This window comes from Vibrio ostreicida (assembly GCF_013074385.2).
GTDB lineage: Bacteria > Pseudomonadota > Gammaproteobacteria > Enterobacterales > Vibrionaceae > Vibrio > Vibrio ostreicida.
Map to the genome: position 1 here is coordinate 393398 of NZ_JABEYA020000002.1, position 17671 is coordinate 411068.

The following is a 17671-nucleotide window of genomic DNA, read 5'->3' on the forward strand; positions in this document are numbered from 1 at the left end:
GTCTCAAAAATAAGAATTCGACAGGGCAGATAGATGAAAGTGATAAAAATGGGCACAAGAACTGCGCCCAAGAGAATTTTTTAGAATGCGTAGCTTGCATTCAGGTAAGCGGTATTGGAGGCTTTGAACTTGGCCTCAGTGCCTTCGAATTTAAACTCATTGTCGTGGAAATAACTGTAACGATAGCCTAGCTCCATACTAAATTGCTTAGTAAAGTGATAGCCCGCACCTAAAATGACACCAGACGCCAGAACCGAATTTGAATCGTTGATATGGCGGCCAGTTTTTGTTCCTGAGATTTCAAATTTACTGTTGTGTAAACCAATATTGGTGCCAGCCAATAAATAAAAGTTATTAGAGACGTTGAATAGGTAGTCAGCACCGATACCTAACTCGTAGCTTGATATCGCAAACTTAATATTATCGCGAATATATTCTACGCTGGTTTCCCCGCCTGTTTGAACATAGCCATATGCTCTTAGGTTATCGCTAAAGTAGTGGCCGCCTTTTAAGCTGATAAATCCTGTGTTTCTCATATCGTTAACAACAGTACGAGCACCATCCGTTGCCGACACGTCATATGAGCCGTTACCGATTTCCAGTGCGACATAGTTTTGGCCAGCCAATGAAGGCAAAGAGATTAAGGCAGTACTTGCTGCCAATAGAATTGCTTTATTCATAAATATTAGCTTTTAAATGTTAGTGGAACAGAAAAAGCAAGCCTATCCCTACTCCGTGATTACGGGGGTGAGAGAGGAAAAGGCGTGCTCATAGATTGTCCGCTACGCTAGCTTTGAGAATGAATATTCGCTAATAATATAAATAAAAATATTTAAATTTGTTTGAATTTTATATATAAACCTTTGTTTTTATTTGATTATTAACTAATCTTTACTTTGATTTAATCAAGCCGTGAGAAAAGTTAATGACCAACATAAAAAGTTAAAACTTTCCTTTTGGGTAGGTTCGATACTCAAACGCTTGGTGTTTTTCATTAAAAGCATAGACAGAATAGGCGTCATTTTTCTTGCCGTACTCCATACCGGGCGAGCCCATCGGCATTCCCGGTACGGCGAGGCCTTTGGCATCTTTGGGTGGATTCGCTAAAAAAGCCTTGATATCTTGGGCAGGAACATGGCCTTCAAACACATAACCGTTGATTTCCGCTGTGTGGCAAGAGCTTAATTCTGGAGTGATACCCAATTTTTGTTTAATCGGAGCCATGTCCTGATGCAGTTCTTCTTCAACAGTGAATCCAGCGTCCCGCATGTGTTTACTCCATTCACTGCAACAGCCGCAATATGGGGATTTATGGTTTAATACCTCATTTGCCAAAGCGTGGCTGGAAACCAATGCCAGCGACAAGAAGGGAAGCAGTTTTGTTTTCATAGAGATCTCTCATTTTGATTATGATGGTTTAAATAATCTTAAGCGGTTAGCGTTACTGACCACAGTAATCGACGAAAGGGCCATTGCTGCCCCTGCCACTACTGGGCTGAGCAAAAAGCCAAAACTTGGGTACAATATTCCAGCGGCAATCGGGATACCTAGTGAGTTGTACAAAAAGGCGCCGAAAAGGTTCTGCTTCATATTGAGAACAGTGGCTTTCGACAGTTCTATCGCTTTCACCACCGCAAGCGGTGATGAATTGAGCAGAGTCATTTGGGCACTTTCGATGGCGACATCGCTGCCGCTGCCCATTGCGATGCCAATATCGGCTTGCGCTAACGCGGGGGCATCATTGACGCCATCCCCTATCATGGCAACGTGATGACCTGATGTTTGCAGCGCTTTGATGTGACCCGCTTTTTGATCCGGTAGCACTTGAGCGATCACTTGCTCAATACCGAGCTGTTTTGCAATTGACTCTGCAACATGGCGGTGATCACCACTGAGCATGACAGGGGTTACTTTGGCGGCAATGAGCGCTTCAACAGCAGCCTTTGCATCAGGTTTAATCGGGTCAGAAATTGCAATCAAGCCGATAACTTGAAGCTGTTGGACGACAATTACAGGCGTCCAAACGTGGCGAGAACACCGATCTAAGTCTGCTTGTAGGGCGCTAAGATCCCAACCTTGCTGCAGCGCATAAGGTAATGAAACTACGCCAATTTCTTGTTGTTGATGGTAGCCAAAGACGCCAATCCCCCTTTGGTTCCTGAACCCTTCAATTGCATACAGTACCTGTTGAGTTTTTTGAGAATGGCGTACGATGGCTTTGGCCAGAGGGTGCTCGGAACCCTGTTCAAGGCTGGCCGCAAGAACCAGTAATTGCTCCTCATTGCCGTTGGAGGCAAACAGATGTTGAACGTCGGGTTTGCCTTGAGTCAGTGTGCCGGTTTTGTCAAACACAACGGTATCTACCTTGCTGGCAGATTGCAGCACATCCGCATCTTTAATTAAAATACCCATTTCCGCGGCTTTACCTATTCCGACGGTAACTGACAGAGGCGTTGCTAACCCTAACGCGCAGGGGCAGGCGATAATCAATACCGTTGTGGCAACTACCAGCATGTAGCTTGCCCTTGGCTCCGGACCGACCATAAACCACACTGCGGCAGCAAGGAGTGCGATTGCCACGACGACAGGGACAAAGACGGATGAAATTTGGTCGGCCAGTTTGGCGATTGCTGGTTTACTGCTTTGGGCCTCTCTCACCATCGTAATGATCCGAGACAGCATGGTATTGCTACCGACACTTGTTGCTTGGATCATTAGGCTTCCATCTTGATTGAGGGTGCCCGCTGATACGGTGTCCCCGCTTTGTTTGAATACTGGGATGGCCTCTCCTGTCAGCATAGACTCGTCAATATAGGACTCACCGGAGACGACTTGCCCATCGACCGGGGCTTTTTCACCGGGTTTGATCCGCAAATGCATACCATTGACGATTTGGCTTATAGTGATGGTTTTATCACCTTGAGGGGTGACCTGCGTTGCCTCATTGGGTTGCAGGTTAACCAATGCCTGCAGGGAGCGGGTCGTCTTGGCTTTGGCTTTGGCTTCGATATAGTGGCCAAGTGAAATTAGGCCAACAATCATGGCACTGGCTTCAAAGTAGACGTGTCGAGAGGCCGCCGGAAACCAGTGCGGAAAAATCACGACTAACATCGAATACAGCCAAGCCGCTCCGGTTCCTAAGGCGACAAGCGTATCCATGGTTGCGCGTCGATGGATAAGCGCTTTCCATGCGTTAAGATAAAAATGTTGACCTGCCGTAGCGAGCAGCCACAAACAAAGTATACCAATGACGGCCCATCCCAGTTGGTTCTGGCTGGTGCTGATCATCATGTTGCCGCCCAACAGCCCCCAAAGCATTAAGGGGATACCGATGACCATCCCAGCAACGGCACTGCGTTTATGGTGCGATTGCAGTGCACTTTGCTGGGCCAGTTGCTGTGCTGGTAAATGGGTGGGATCGTCAATGATTTCGGCTTGGTACCCGGCTTCTTCAACGGCGGCAGTGATTGCATTGAGCGTGGTAGAATTATTAATGTTGGTAAAAACAAGAGCACGTTGTTCTGCAAGGTTGACTTGAGCACGTGCGACCTGCTGAACCTTGGTCAGGGCACGCTCAACCGACGCAACGCAGCTCGCGCAGGTCATGCCAGTGATCAATAAGTGGATAGAGCTTGCCGACTCGCCCGACATATCTTCTTGATGCTCTGGCGTTGCTAGGTCCCCCTCGGTGCGAACAGCAGACGTTACAGAAGAAGGGGAATTGGCTTGATAGCCCAGTGAGGCGACCATGTCCTCTATATTTTTTTGGCTCAATAATGTGGACAGCGATAACGTCGTTGTTGAAACATCAATCTCATCAATCAGTGAATTCGATTCAAGGAGGGATCTCAGTTTTGCGACACAACGGCCGCAGTTGAGTCCAGACAAGTTAAAGTGATATTGATGCCCAGCTTGATAACCTAATGAACGAATCGACGTCGCCAATGCGTTGAAATCACTGTCACTTTCAAGGAGTAGGTGCTGGGGTGATATTTCCTGAATGACGACCTGATGCTCAGAGACAAGCGCTTGCTTGACCTTTTCGACGCAGCCCATGCAATGTAGGCCTGCTAGTGGGATAGTAAACTGGTGCATTACTGGTAACCTCGACAATGATTTGTTGTTGAGGATAAACCTTGCCTTTGGGGTAAAGTCAAGGGGGGGAAGAAAATCAAGGGTATCATGGTGTTGTTTGGGGTATGTTGACTGACTGGGCTTGCCCCTCTAAAGAATCCGCATTTAAACGAACACAAGCATTGTAGATTTACCTTAGAGTGCTAAAATAACGCGCAATTTTCAGCACCCGCTGGCGGTGCGAACATCAGACAATCAAGGTATTTTTCATGACGGTTAAAACTCGCTTTGCGCCTAGTCCTACTGGCTATTTGCACGTAGGCGGTGCTCGCACAGCTCTTTACTCCTGGTTATATGCAAAGAATCAGGGTGGTGAATTTGTTCTGCGTATCGAAGACACAGATCTGGAACGTAATTCTCAAGAGGCCGTCGATGCCATTCTGGAAGGAATGCATTGGATGGGATTGGAATGGGATGAAGGGCCTTATTTTCAGTCTAAGCGATTCGATCGTTACAACGAAATGGTCGACAAACTGTTGGCGGCTGACAAAGCTTACCCATGCTACGCATCAAAAGAGCTTTTGGAAGAGATTCGCGCGGAGCAGGAAGCCAATAAAGAGATGCCACGTTATGATGCCAACCATCCCAAGGTGGTCGCGGCTAACCAAGCGGCTAAGCAGGGCGATCCTTGTGTGATTCGTTTCCGTAACCCTAAGCAAGGCAGCGTGGTTTTTGATGATCAAATTCGCGGCCGCATCGAGATAAGCAATGACCAGTTGGATGACTTGATCATTCGCCGTACAGACGGTGCCCCTACTTATAACTTTGTGGTTGTCGTGGACGACTGGGATATGGGCATCACGCACGTTGTTCGTGGTGAAGACCACATCAATAATACGCCGCGTCAAATCAACATTTATGAAGCCTTGGGTGCGCCTGTACCCACGTTTGCCCATTGTGCCATGATTTTGGGTGATGATGGCGCCAAACTTTCAAAGCGCCATGGTGCGGTGTCTGTGATGCAGTATCGCGATGAGGGCTACTTGCCGAATGCCTTGAACAACTACTTGGTTCGCCTGGGTTGGTCACATGGAGATCAAGAGATTTTCTCTCAAGATGAGATGATCAAGCTGTTCAGTTTAGATGCGATTTCTAAATCGGCCTCTGCATTTAACACCGAGAAGCTTTTGTGGCTTAACAACCACTACATCAAAACATCAAGCCCTGAATACGTTGCTCAGTATCTGCAATGGCATCTTGACAACCAGAAGCTCGATACGTCGAACGGCCCTGCAATCACGGACGTGATTCAACTGGTGGGCGAACGCTGCAATACTTTAGTTGAATTGGCAGAGCAGATTCGTTATTTCTATGAAGATTTTTCAGAGTTTGAAGCGGGCGCGGCGAAAAAGCACTTACGTGGTGTCGCCAGAGAGCCGTTGGAGCAGGCACTAGCGAACGTGGAAGCACTGAACGATTGGCAAACGGCCAGCATCAAGAAGGATGTCATTGGCGCCGTTTGTGAACAGCTCGACATCGGCATGGGAAAAATTGGTATGCCGCTGCGCGTTGCTGTCACGGGAGGAGGGCAGTCACCTTCTGTGGATGCCGTGATGGAATTGGTTGGTAAAGATCGCGTCGTGGCGCGTATCAAACAAGCGCTGGCGTTTATCACTGAGCGTGAAGCGAACGCGTAACACCTCTTCTTTAGAACAACCGCAGTGCAGGTCACACTGCGGTTTTTTTGTGCTCTATTTTAAGGCTATGCTGTTCAAGCGCCCCATAAATTCCAAGATTTCCAAATTGTCTTTATTGGCTTCCAACAACGCTTTCTTTGTTTTGGTATAAGCCGCGAGGCGGCCGTGTTTTTTGATCGAGCAAACCACGCTATTATAATGCAGTTTGCCTTCTTTGTCGTAGTGCCGCCATGCCGCGATATAGCACTCGTCTTTGGCCCTAGGATCGGATTTTGTCGGCCTAGGCTTAAAAATGACTTTCGGTTCAACAGAATGGGGTAGCCGGGTCATCAGGTATGGATCCTTTAAGAGCTTACGCCAGAACTTTCCCCACATCGCACTGCCAAGTTCATTTCGTAACTTGATTGCTTTCTTTAACCCCTTTTCCTCGCCAATACGCACGTAGCCGACCGAGCGATGCAGTACGGTATCGTCAGGGGTATGTATGTGTATCTTGTACGCAGTTTTCGCTTTAGAGATAAAGCGGTGGCCTGTGTTAGTGGTCAAGTTACTCTTCGTCATTATCTTTTATGAACAGTTTTGTTAATAACTATTTTAGTTGAATGTCGACAAATGGTGAAGGCTTGTTTTACAAACAGACGGCATACGGTATGAATTGGGAGAAGCTTAAACGGCAATGTTTACTTGAATAGCAATGACATCGGCTGACATTCTCTTACCTAAGTTCGACATGATTGTTTAATAAAACACCGTACATTTGTTCTTGTTTTCTATGAATTGTTCGAGTGATAACGAAGTTGAAACTATTTTTTACGCTTTTACTGTCTGTTGGTTTAGTGGCATGTGCCTACAATCAGCAGCCTATTGTTGATATGCAGGGTGTTGATGAAGAGCAATACCAGCAGGATTTTAACGACTGTCAGGGTTACGCAGATCGGGTTGATAAAGGAGAGGCAGCGAAAACGGGCGCAGCGAATAGTGCGGTGACAGGCGCGGTGATTGGTGCTGTCGTGGGGGTGATCGAAGATGGCGTGGGTGGTGCTGTTGTTGGATCTGCAGCTGGTGGTGCTGTCGGCGCGGGGGCGGGTGCTCTTGGCGGTGTCAGTGAATCTACTCAAGTGCAATCTTTGGTGCTACGTCAATGCCTAGCAAAAAAAGGTTATACCGTTTACGACCTGCAATAACTCTCAACAGAGACCGATGATGAAACCCGGAAAAAGAGGACTTAAACGCATACTGTATGCTGTGCGCTACTCGCTTAAAGGACTTAAAGCAGGTTGGTGCCATGAGGCAGCGTTTCGACAAGAAATCGTAATGTCGGTGGTGCTATCGATTGTTGCCTTTTTTCTGCCTGTGACTCATATGGAGCGAACAATGATGGTTGCCAGCCTTTGGCTGATCGTGATTGTTGAACTGATCAATTCCGCTGTTGAAGCAACGGTTGATAGGATTGGTGATGAATGGCACCCACTCAGTGGTCGCGCAAAAGATCTTGGTTCCTCAGCCGTTATGGTGTCGTTTTTACTTGCCGTGTTTGTTTGGCTTTCTATTTTGATTAAATGATATGAATCAGTATAAAAATACAGCGCCTTTTGGCATGAGTTATACGCGGTTTACTGCCTTGTTGGCCGCCTATTTTACGTTGATTGTTAACGTTCCGTTTTACAAACAACTTATTACCGTTTTTGCTCAATCCGAGGCGGTCAACATCGGTTTTGCCCTCTCTATCCCGGTATTTCTTTGGGCCATACTCAATGTTGTGTTCAGCTTTTTTAGTTGGCCTTACATCGGTAAACCGTTTTTCATCGTATTACTGCTTTGTTCAAGTGTGGTGAGTTATGCTGGCTATCATTATGGTGTCATGTTTGATCGAACCATGATGGCCAATATCTTTGAAACCGATAGCAGCGAGGCGGCTTCTTACTTGAGTTTGTCCGCCATTACATGGGTATTATTGATGGGAGTTGTCCCCGTATTTTGGGTCTACAGGGTGCATTTGGGGCCGAAAAGGTCATTACTGGTATTACTGCGAGGTAAGATGATCTCCATAGGGGTGTCTTTATTGCTGATCGCGGGGGTAGCCAGTGTGTTCTACCAAAATTACGTTTCAGTGGGACGTAACAATGTGACATTGAACCGAACTTTAATACCGACCGAATTTATCTCGAGTCTGATTCGCTACGTCAATACACAATACTTGACCGCTCCTGTGGCGTATAAGACCTTGGGGTTAGATGCACAGCAAACCGCGAAGGCGTTACAACAGGCTCAGATAAAACCGACCTTACTGGTGTTTGTTGTGGGAGAAACGGCGCGGTCGCAAAACTACCAGATAAATGGTTATCCTCGTCCCACTAATCGCTATACCAACCAATCTGGGATCATTTCATTTCAGGATGTGAGTTCATGTGGTACCGCGACAGCGGTGTCTGTTCCCTGTATGTTTTCTACCATGACTCGTCAACATTTTAGTCGTCAACAAGCGGATCACCAAGATAATGTGCTCGACTTACTTCAGCGCGCCGATGTTGATATTGTTTGGCGTGATAATGATGGTGGGGATAAGCAGGTCGCCAAACACATCAAACAGCTGCCCATAGAGGATGTGGCGTCAAACAAGCAGTGCAATGCTGGTAACTGTTATGACATGGCTCTGCTTGACGGGTTTGAGCAACATGTTGAACAACTCAAAGGCAATCGCTTGATGGTTTTGCATCTTAAGGGCAGTCACGGACCGGCATATTATCAACGTTATCCGAGCGAACACGCTCAATTCCTTCCTGACTGTAAACGCTCAGACATTGAAAATTGCACGAATGAACAAATCATCAATACCTACGACAACAGCATTCTCTATACCGATTACGTGCTCAGTCAGGCTATTGGTAGGCTCGAACGTTTGCAATCCAAGTATAATACCGCACTGATTTATGTGTCAGATCACGGCGAATCTTTGGGGGAAGAGGGGCTGTACTTGCATGGTTTGCCTTATCAATTTGCACCCAATTACCAGAAACGCGTCCCCATGCTGGTTTGGATGTCACCGAGTTTTCAAAACGCCAAAGCGATTGATGCTGAGTGTTTACGTACTCATGCACAGAAAAAGGGAACCTACTCCCATGACAATGTATTTCACACTTTGTTAGGGGCAATGGACGTTGAAACTCGCCAATATAACCCTAGCCTCGACCTGTTTGAACGTTGCAGACGCAATAATTAAAGGGTGTCGAGGACGTATTAGAGTCATTATGTGATGCCTCTCAAGCTATGCTTTCCGAGGCGGAGCACCGCTACCCTTCCAGCCCGATTGAATTCAGGCATAGTGATATTGCCTGATTTTCTTCGAGGGATGTCTATGATGTCATCATTTCAAATTCATCGTTTCAATGGTTTAAAGATTATGACGCCTCTTTAAAGGCGATGAGGCGTTGTTTGGCACCTAATGGACGGCTGGTTATTGAAACGCCTTACCGATAAATACACCTCTATACTAAAGCCTTTACATATTCTTTTTCTGCTACGGAGTTTAAACAATTTTTTATGTCGGGGGCTTATAAAGTCTACGCTCATGAACAAAGTTACACCTCCGCCCTTCCCATCTCTTTTGAACATGATCTTTTGGAGTATCTAAACCAAGAAATAAGAGAGGGGAAAATCTACAATGTTACCATTCATCGTTTATTCACCAGCCTGACTCAATGACTTGAACCGATAATGGTCCTTTGCACCAAATGAATCGTTTTTATTTTAAATGTGAGTCATTGGGTGAGTTTTTATAAAAATGATCTAATTAATAGTTAGGACCAATTCTTCCTAGCGCATCCAGCGACCGTTATTTATTACGCCTTGTACTCAATTTATATTGCCTTTCAATAGTGGGATACGCCGTTTATGGCATTCATGCACTATGACGCCATCGATGACATCAATCTTCAATAGACGAATAAATCACAAATAGATTGTTTTTTGGTCAGTTCGTTTATTTATTAAACTTTTATATTTTCATATTAACTAAATTATAAATAATTTATAGATTTTATGACTTCATTTATTGTTGTGAGTCTTGATAATCCCTTACCCAAGCCACCTACTGTTCAGCGTGTGAACAGGTGGAAAGGCTTATTTATTACATTTCGATATTGGCGACCTTTGTTGTGAGTGATTGAGCTATAAATATCGTCGTTAATAAAAATAGAGATCATTAAATAAAAGAGATGTTAATTTGAATTTACGATTTTATTGACCCTTATTGAATATTCATATCAATAGACTCTCTATATTCTTTGTATTTTTAAATAGCAAGTGTGTGGTTTTTATTATTCCTAAGGTGTTTGGTGGCCAATCATAAGATTGGCTAGGGGTAATAATGTTAAAATAAAATCAATAAGAAGATACGTTATGGTGAAGTTATTAAAGGAAATGCCGATTGTGGTCGTTATTATTTTGGTATTACTATTGGTAGGTTGCTCGGAGGGGCCGTCAGGGTTATTCAATAGAGGGAATTCAGGCGATAAAGTTGAACTGGAAAGTATTGAGATTATGGCAGGCCCGCTTATTACACGAGGGATAAGCCGACTGGCAATCGCTAAGGGTAATGCGCAGTCGTTTATTGCCATGGGTCATTATAGTGATGGCTCCAAACGCAATATTACCGACTCAGTCGATTGGCTATCGGCAGAAGGGCATTTTGTCGTCATGACGTCTGCTGGGATGGGAAGGGGGGTGGAGGTTGGCCTTACCGAGATCACGGCCAGTAAAGGGAGCATAATCAGTAATAGCTTGAGTCTGGAAGTGACCGATGCGGTGATCACCTCGATTCAGGTCACTCCCGCGTCGGTGTCGGTGGCCAAAGGACAAAGCCAACCCTTGATCGCGACGGCGACCTACAGTGATAACAGCGCTTCTGATATTTCGGACTCCGTGATGTGGGAGGTTGACGATAAGGCGGTCGTTCAGGTAAACCCCGCTGGGCGATTGACGGGGGTGGATGTCGGGACTGCAATGATTTCGGCCCGCAAAGAAGGGGTATTCAGTCAACGTATTGAGGTCAAGGTGACGGACGCGGTGATGACCTCACTGCAATTGACCCCAGCGTCGGTGTCCATGGCAAAAGGCCAGAGCCAGCCGCTTATTGCAATGGCGACCTACAGTGACAATACCACCGCCGAGGTGACTGATGTGGTCACATGGAGCGCCGTCGATCAAAACATCGTGACGATAACCAAACTCGGAGTCATGACCGCGACAGGTGTGGGCAAGGTTTATCTCACGGCAAGCATCAATGGGTTTACCAGCCACCATGTTACTGTCGCTGTGACGGCTGCTGAGATCACCTCTATTCAGGTCACACCAGCTCTAGTGTCGTTAGCAAAAGGACAGAGCCAATCGTTAACCGCCGTAGCCACCTACAGCGACCAAAGTCAAGCTGACGTCTCCGCGACAGTGTCGTGGATTTCCGCCGCTCCTCAAATCATGACGGTCTCGACCACAGGCCAACTGACTGGTGTCGATTTGGGGCGGACTCAAGTCACGGCAAGCCAAGGAGGGATTTCTAGTCATCCTGTTGTGGCAGAAGTGACCAGTGCCGTACTTACTTCAATTCAGGTCACGCCTGCCTTGGTATCCTTAGCGAAAGGTCAAACACAATCTTTGAGTGCGATTGCGACTTACAGTGATAACAGTGTATCGGATATTACCCAGTCGGTGGCTTGGGCGTCCGCCGATAGCAGTATTGCCACTGTTGAGTTAACGGGGCGATTAACGGGAAGCGGCCTTGGTAATACGCAAGTGACGGCGACGATGGATGGGATAGTCAGCAACACGGTTGATGCTGAGATCACCAGTGCCATCATCAGTGCCATTCAGGTGACACCTGCCTCTTTCTCAGTGGCTAAAGGTCAGTTACAACCCTTAACGGCAATGGCGACGTATAGCGACAAAACGGTCTCAGATATTTCTGATTCTGTTGCCTGGTCTTCTTCTGACTCTGACATCGCTGCGGTGACCTTAACCGGCCTGTTAACGGGACTGGAGATCGGCACAAGCGAGATCATGGCGACGATGGGCAACATCACCAGCAATCGGATTCGTGTTACCGTGACCGGTGCGGTGATCACTGACATTCAAGTGACGCCTGCTACCGTCGTTGTCGCTAAAGGTCAAACCCAACCCTTAGTCGCCATCGCCACTTACAGTGATCGCAGCGCCTCTGATGTGACAGACTCGGTCAGTTGGATTGCTGACGACACTGGGATCATAACTGTGACGCCGACGGGGTTGTTAACCGGTATTGAGGTCGGGACGACGCATATTGGAGCGACGCTTGACAGCGTGAGCAGCAATCGGGTGTCGATTGAAGTGACTAGCGCGATCGTCACCTCGATTCAAGTCACTCCAGCGTTAATATCGATTGCTAAAGGTCGGACCCAACCTTTAACGGCCATCGCTACCTACAGTGATCGTACCGTCTCTGACATTAGCGACCATGTTGCTTGGACCTCAATGGATACCAGTATGGCCACGGTCGACCCGTCTGGATTGCTCACTGGCATCGGCACGGGAACAACAGAAATGACGGCAAGTAAAGACGGAATTACCAGCAATCGTATTTTGGTCGAAATCACGCCGGCGGTGATAATGTCGATTGACGTGACACCGGCATCGGTCTCCTTAGCGAAAGGGCTTGGGGGAACGTTGACGGCGATAGCGACATACAGCGATCGTCGCTCATCGGATGTGACCAATTCTGTGGCTTGGTTTTCCGCTGATACTGACTTTGCCACCGTGGCGGCTAACGGCTTAGTCATTGGGAACCGTGTTGGGAATAGCGATATAACGGCAACTTTGGACGGGGTCACCAGTAATCGGGTTCCCGTGGCGATCACCGACGCCGTGATTACGTCGATTGATGTCACGCCAAATCCGGTCTCGGTAACCAAAGCTCAGACATAGTTATTGACCGCGACGGCAACCTTAAGTGACAACAGTACATTAGATATCACTGACTCTGTCGCCTGGTTTCCGGCCGATACCGGAATTGCAACGATCACAAGCACGGGGCTATTAACCGGCGTTGGTGTTGGTATCAGTGAAGTCACAGCGAGCAAAGATCGGGTGACCAGTGTGCCTGCGAGGGTCAACGTCACTAGCGCCTTGTTGACGTCAATTTCAATCAGCCCAGCTTCTATTTCAGTCGCTAAGGGACAAAGTGAGACGTTGACCGCCATGGCCACCTACAGTGATAACAGTCACTCAAATGTCACGGCATCGGTAGCTTGGTCTTCTGCTGACACAAACATCGCGACGGTAACCGTGTCGGGATTAGTTACCGGTGTCGGTTTTGGGACAACCCAAGTGACGGCGAGTCAAGATGGCATCATCAGCAATACGGTCAACGTTGAGGTGACGGTACTTGGTTTACAGGTCTGTGGGCATGTTTCGGGCAATCCAATTGATGATTCACCAACCGGGGGCGTCAACAATACCCATAAATCAAATGCGATTGGCCCTTGTCTTAAGCTACGCGAAATAGTCGATCCTAATGACGGGCAAAAGAAATGGTTTACCAGCACGCCGTCTTTAGCGGTTATGACGGGTTTAGGGTATACAGCCGACAAGAGTGCCAATAACCGGGGAGATACCTACGCTGCTACTGAGAAAGAGCTGGCTAGTAGTGGTCCTGCAGGTGGTGTCTTCGCGACGTTTCGCCAAAATGGCAATGGGGTGGTGTTACCAGGGGCTGGCAATGATGCTCAGGCGGGGGTGGGTAGCCAGTATGATCGCTGGTGCACCAAACTGGCGGCCTTAAATTTTGCGGGGCAGTCGAATTGGCGTAGGGCAACATTCGCGGAACTCACGACGTTTTTTACTCACGATAACCCTGATAATAAAGGGGTATTTGATCGATTTGGCTGGCCGACACGCACCGTTTATTGGTCTAAAGATACGGATGGTGTTGGATATAAGACAGTGGGTCTGCGGAACTATGTTTTTCCCACAATTGATCCAACCATTTCTATCTCCTATTTATATGCGATGTGTGTCTCCAGAAAGTAAGGTGGTATGGCACCAATTTTGACAATAAAAGTCCAAGCAATGGCTTGGACTTTTATTTATGTTGGTCGTTTGTCTGATTGTTTACGCGGTGATCTCCCAGAATGCCTTCTGCAGTTTCCAACCTTTAGGCATAATTAGAATGTTGATCCAATTCTGAAGAAACGAGAGTATCTTGCAGACACTACTTTGCCTCGCCGGAAAATAGGCTTGGTCAAGTCAGTGGGAGGGGGGGCTTAAATTGAGGTATTTGATGGAACGTGGGTATTTTGTGACTCGATGACGTTGCAATACGGGGAGTCCTTTCCCTCAGAAATTTATATCCGGATAGAAAGCCGGAATGTTAAATGGATATCGATTACATTAGACGTTGCTTAAGTAGAGAACGTTGAAGCTCAGCAACGGTAATTCGCTCTTCAGGGCTTGGCTTAACCATTTGAGCCAAAAGCGTATCTTCTGCATCCATGCTGGCATCTTCGGCTTGCACTAATGCGGTGAACTTACGTACTAACGTCATTTTGTACATACGATCCATTTCTTGGGCGCTGGCGTAAGTATCGCGTTCATCGGTAATACTTTTCCATACTGCGGCGGCAAATTGGTCATGCTTCTTAAGGATAAGCGTCATACCCGCAGAAAAAACATCGGCAGCAAATGGGTCAAGTAAATAAGGATTCTCTTGAGCTAAGTTCTGTCGAGTGAGTTCGAACGATGGGATATGTTCTACTTCCGGTGCACTGGTTAATAAAGTGTACGCAACGTTAGGATGCTCAACACCATAATAGGCTTGTTTTGAACCACCTAGGTCTGCCATATAGTATTGTCCATTGTTGTGCAAAACGTTTTCGGCTTTTATGTCACCATGAAAGATACCTTCTTTTCTTAGTTCAGCCAAAGCATCAACGACATGGTTAAACATTTTTGAAGTATATGGAACTTTCTCATCGAAAATGTCCCCTTCCATCAACGCCATTGCGATGATGTAATCTCCCTCTCTGGTTTGGTAAGAACCATAGTATGGAACAAAGCGTGGATGACCATTGAATTTTTTGAGCAAAGCAAGCTCATTGTTAATGCTACCAAGGTCTACTTTGTGATTGGAGATCACTTTTAGAGCCATGTGTATGACGTTACTACTTGGCAAAGTAAAGGTAATCGGGTAGATAGCACCAAAAGCGCCACTCTGTATTTTATCACCGACCTGCCAGTCAACCCCAGCGTAGATTCCCTCTAAACTGCCAGCACTCTGTCCAAATATTTGCGCATTTTGTGCATGAAGTTCGCTGAGTAATCGGGCTCTAAAATAAAAGTCCTTTTCATCAGAGAGTTTGTACTTGGATGACTTTAGGTCGGTGCCTTTGATCAGATCTGGTTTTACATGGGTTAAGTCCATAGAGTGATGAGCATGTTTGGGGGACACGATAGAGGTATGTCTTTCCAAAGCTGAGTGCTCAAGGTCCGTCATTTTTTCAACAACTTCCACTAGGTTAGATGCGACGATCCCGGTATTGCCATGCGCGTCGATCGCCTCCCACCAATCTTCGCTGTAGTCTGTTATGTAAAATAGTTCTCCTTCCTCTAAAGAGAACACCTTGGTATTCGTCAGACGCTCAATTTCTTCAGTGCCCTCGAAAGCATCTGCGTCAAAATAGCCAATTGATTTTACCGTGAACAATGCAGCTTCTCTGGCTTGTTTTGCTTGTAGTTGAGCCAAGTCTCTTCGCTTAAAGAGATCTAAGCTTCTTTGTGTATACTCTGCATTGGCAAAGTTGATCCAACCCGCTTTACCTGTCTCTCGATTTACAGCCCATAGCCATGGCATATGTTTATCTTGAATGACCTCAAATTCATCACCCACTTGCATCGCTAATATGTCTTGCCCAGCATCGGCACCTCTCGCGACGTTTGCTTTTACGGAATACAGTGAGTCTAACAACGCAGATTGCGGTTGTTCTTCTACAGGTTGGCTCAAAAGATCAAGACTAGAGTCTATAGATGCAAGGCCATCTTTATAATAGACATGATCTAAGTTTAAGCTGTCTTCGCTTAAACCCACTGGCCCAGCAAATAGTGAATTGATGTCGACTGGTTCAGTGACGTCGACATTGACCTCGGTTTCCACAATATGTGGTTGGTGAGCTTCATCCAATGGCATGCCCAAACCTTTTAAACCTTCAAGTACTTTACTGAGGTCAAGATCAAATTCAGTTGAATCTTCATTGGCAAGTGAGGCTTGTTTTGATTGCTCAACCAATGAATCAATAGCGGATTCTTCCTGAGGTTCAATCGTGTTCACTTTTTCGGTCGTAATCAATGGCCCAAATGCAGTGTCAAGATCGGCTTCGTCGACATGCACTGGTGCACCCATTGCGGCATGAAGATCGACAGGCTCTTGGAGATCCTCAATCACTTCAACTTCTGAAACATGTGGCTGATAGTCATCCACCAACGGCATGCCCAGCCCTTTGAGGCTTTCGAGTATCTTAGCCGTATCAATTTCAAGCTGTTTTTCTTCTTGCTTGGCCATCATGACATCAAGAGCGGCGTTTTCTTTAGCTCCAATACCATCGACCTTTTTGGTTGACGTGATTGGCGTAAATGGCTTATTTAAGTCCGCTTCACCAATCTGCACGGGTGCGCCCATGGCGGCATAAAGATCAACAGGCTCTGGCACGTCCTCAACCACTGACACTTCTGAAATGTACTTTTGCGGAGAGTCTTCAGCCAACGGCATACCAAGCCCTTTCAAACTTTCAAGTGCTTTAGCAAGGTTAGCCTCAATCTGCTTTTCTTCTTGCTTCGCTGCCATGACATCAATTGCTGATTTCTCTTGAGGTGCAATACCGTCGACCTTTTTGGTTGACGTGATTAACGTAAATGGCTGGTTTAAGTCTGTTTCACCAATCTGTACGGGTGCGCCCATGGCGGCATGAAGATCAACAGGTTCTGGCACGTCCTCAATCACTTCAACTTCTGAAATATGTGGCTGATAGTCATCCACCAACGGCATTCCCAATCCTTTGAGACTGTCGAGTATCTTGGCCGTGTCAATTTCAAGCTGTTTTTGTTGGTGTAAGTCATCACTGAAGTTGTCGTTAGAGTTGGAACGCAAAGAAGGGGCGACATCTTCAGTTTGACGTTTAGAAAGCTCAATGGCTTTCGCCAGCTCGCGTGCTTCGCGATCACGTAGCTGTTGTTCTTTTAGGGCTTGTTGTTTAGACAGCTCTAGTGCTTGAGAAAGCTCAAGGGCCTTCGCCAACTCGCGTGTTTCGTTCTCACGCAGCTGCTGTTCTTTTAGGGCTTGTTGTTTAGACAGCTCTAATGCTTGAGAAAGTTCAATGGCTTTCGCCAGCTCTCGTGTTTCGTTCTCACGCAGCTGCTGTTCTTTTAGGGCTTGTTGTTTAGACAGCTCTAATGCTTGTGAAAGTTCAATGGCTTTAGCGAGTTCCTGAGCTTTTGCATCACGCTGCTTTTGCTCTTTAAGGCTGTGTTGCTTAGAGACCTCCAACGCTTGAGAAATTTCTAATGCTTCTCTTAATTCCAGTTGTTCATTAAGTTGATGATCGGCGGCATTGGCGGCATTGGCGGCACCAAGGCATCCTAATGCGCACAGTACCCCCAACGATATTCTAGACAAGGAGAAGTTCCCCATCTTTTTGTGTGAATGGTTTGTGTTCTTCATCATATGTTTCAAGCTCTAGTTGACCAAAATGTGATCAGATTTATAACAAATCACCTTTCGTTAGCATTCATAAATTCATTTATATTTTTTTTTATTTTTAGGGTTTAGAACGTTTTAGGCGTGATGCAGCAAGGTTTTCTTAACTTATATTGATAGTTTTGATTGT

General features: G+C 46.5%; 11 protein-coding genes and 1 pseudogene. 7 read left to right on the forward strand and 5 right to left on the reverse strand.

Annotated elements, in window-relative coordinates; translation table 11 throughout:
* Positions 1 to 80: 80 nt before the first annotated feature.
* The 3 genes from HLM86_RS05505 to HLM86_RS05515 form a co-directional block, all read right to left on the reverse strand.
* A complete protein-coding gene (locus HLM86_RS05505) occupies positions 81 to 680 on the reverse strand; it encodes an outer membrane beta-barrel protein (protein ID WP_076586653.1) in 600 nt (199 codons plus the stop codon).
* A gap of 262 nt (positions 681 to 942) precedes the next feature.
* Entirely contained in the window at positions 943 to 1389 is a 447-nt protein-coding gene (locus tag HLM86_RS05510; RefSeq protein WP_076586655.1) for a DUF411 domain-containing protein, read from the reverse strand.
* An 18-nt stretch (positions 1390 to 1407) separates the two neighbouring features.
* The gene (locus HLM86_RS05515) at positions 1408 to 4095 is read right to left on the reverse strand and encodes a copper-translocating P-type ATPase (RefSeq protein WP_170882378.1); all 2688 of its coding nucleotides are present in this window, start codon (positions 4093 to 4095) and stop codon (positions 1408 to 1410) included.
* A gap of 248 nt (positions 4096 to 4343) precedes the next feature.
* Here HLM86_RS05515 and gltX point away from each other — a divergent pair, with 248 nt between their 5' ends.
* The gene (gene gltX / locus HLM86_RS05520; RefSeq protein ID WP_170882379.1) at positions 4344 to 5771 is read left to right on the forward strand and encodes a glutamate--tRNA ligase; all 1428 of its coding nucleotides are present in this window, start codon (positions 4344 to 4346) and stop codon (positions 5769 to 5771) included.
* Between the two features lie 54 nt (positions 5772 to 5825).
* On the opposite strand, the gene HLM86_RS05525 is transcribed toward gltX, so the two are convergent.
* Positions 5826 to 6332, reverse strand: coding sequence for a Fe3+-citrate ABC transporter substrate-binding protein (locus HLM86_RS05525; protein ID WP_076586661.1), 507 nt, complete (start codon positions 6330 to 6332; stop codon positions 5826 to 5828).
* Between the two features lie 311 nt (positions 6333 to 6643).
* Here HLM86_RS05525 and HLM86_RS05530 point away from each other — a divergent pair, with 311 nt between their 5' ends.
* The 6 genes and pseudogenes from HLM86_RS05530 to HLM86_RS05555 all read left to right on the forward strand — a co-directional run bounded on the left by HLM86_RS05530 (position 6644) and on the right by HLM86_RS05555 (position 13826).
* Positions 6644 to 6955 carry a glycine zipper family protein gene (locus tag HLM86_RS05530; RefSeq protein ID WP_254868770.1) on the forward strand — a complete coding sequence of 104 codons (312 nt, stop codon included), beginning with the start codon at positions 6644 to 6646 and terminating at the stop codon, positions 6953 to 6955.
* A 19-nt stretch (positions 6956 to 6974) separates the two neighbouring features.
* Positions 6975 to 7334: a diacylglycerol kinase gene (locus tag HLM86_RS05535; protein ID WP_076586663.1), complete on the forward strand. Its 360-nt coding sequence runs from the start codon at positions 6975 to 6977 to the stop codon at positions 7332 to 7334.
* 1 nt (position 7335) lies between these two features.
* Positions 7336 to 8991, forward strand: a complete 1656-nt coding sequence (locus HLM86_RS05540) for a phosphoethanolamine transferase (RefSeq protein ID WP_170882381.1) — start codon at positions 7336 to 7338, stop codon at positions 8989 to 8991.
* A gap of 137 nt (positions 8992 to 9128) precedes the next feature.
* Positions 9129 to 9248 (forward strand): annotated as a pseudogene (locus tag HLM86_RS20405) (class I SAM-dependent methyltransferase); the annotation flags it as partial.
* 921 nt (positions 9249 to 10169) lie between these two features.
* Positions 10170 to 12722, forward strand: coding sequence for an Ig-like domain-containing protein (locus HLM86_RS05550; RefSeq protein WP_170882382.1), 2553 nt, complete (start codon positions 10170 to 10172; stop codon positions 12720 to 12722).
* Between the two features lie 3 nt (positions 12723 to 12725).
* Complete coding sequence (locus HLM86_RS05555) at positions 12726 to 13826, forward strand: Ig-like domain-containing protein (RefSeq protein WP_170882383.1); 1101 nt, start codon at positions 12726 to 12728, stop codon at positions 13824 to 13826.
* A 355-nt stretch (positions 13827 to 14181) separates the two neighbouring features.
* Here the strand turns inward: HLM86_RS05555 and HLM86_RS05560 are convergent, their stop codons facing one another.
* Positions 14182 to 17460: a protein kinase domain-containing protein gene (locus HLM86_RS05560; RefSeq protein ID WP_170882384.1), complete on the reverse strand. Its 3279-nt coding sequence runs from the start codon at positions 17458 to 17460 to the stop codon at positions 14182 to 14184.
* Positions 17461 to 17671 lie beyond the last annotated feature (211 nt).

Excerpts from the sequence above, each read along its gene's own strand:
- HLM86_RS05510 (WP_076586655.1), bottom strand. The coding sequence starts at position 1,389 with ATGAAAACAAAACTGCTTCCCTTCTTGTCGCTGGCATTGGTTTCCAGC.
- HLM86_RS05540 (WP_170882381.1), top strand. The coding sequence starts at position 7,336 with ATGAATCAGTATAAAAATACAGCGCCTTTTGGCATGAGTTATACGCGG.
- HLM86_RS05535 (WP_076586663.1), top strand. The coding sequence starts at position 6,975 with ATGAAACCCGGAAAAAGAGGACTTAAACGCATACTGTATGCTGTGCGC.
- HLM86_RS05525 (WP_076586661.1), bottom strand. The coding sequence starts at position 6,332 with ATGACGAAGAGTAACTTGACCACTAACACAGGCCACCGCTTTATCTCT.
- HLM86_RS05505 (WP_076586653.1), bottom strand. The coding sequence starts at position 680 with ATGAATAAAGCAATTCTATTGGCAGCAAGTACTGCCTTAATCTCTTTG.
- HLM86_RS05530 (WP_254868770.1), top strand. The coding sequence starts at position 6,644 with ATGCAGGGTGTTGATGAAGAGCAATACCAGCAGGATTTTAACGACTGT.
- HLM86_RS05515 (WP_170882378.1), bottom strand. The coding sequence starts at position 4,095 with ATGCACCAGTTTACTATCCCACTAGCAGGCCTACATTGCATGGGCTGC.
- gltX (WP_170882379.1), top strand. The coding sequence starts at position 4,344 with ATGACGGTTAAAACTCGCTTTGCGCCTAGTCCTACTGGCTATTTGCAC.
- HLM86_RS05550 (WP_170882382.1), top strand. The coding sequence starts at position 10,170 with ATGGTGAAGTTATTAAAGGAAATGCCGATTGTGGTCGTTATTATTTTG.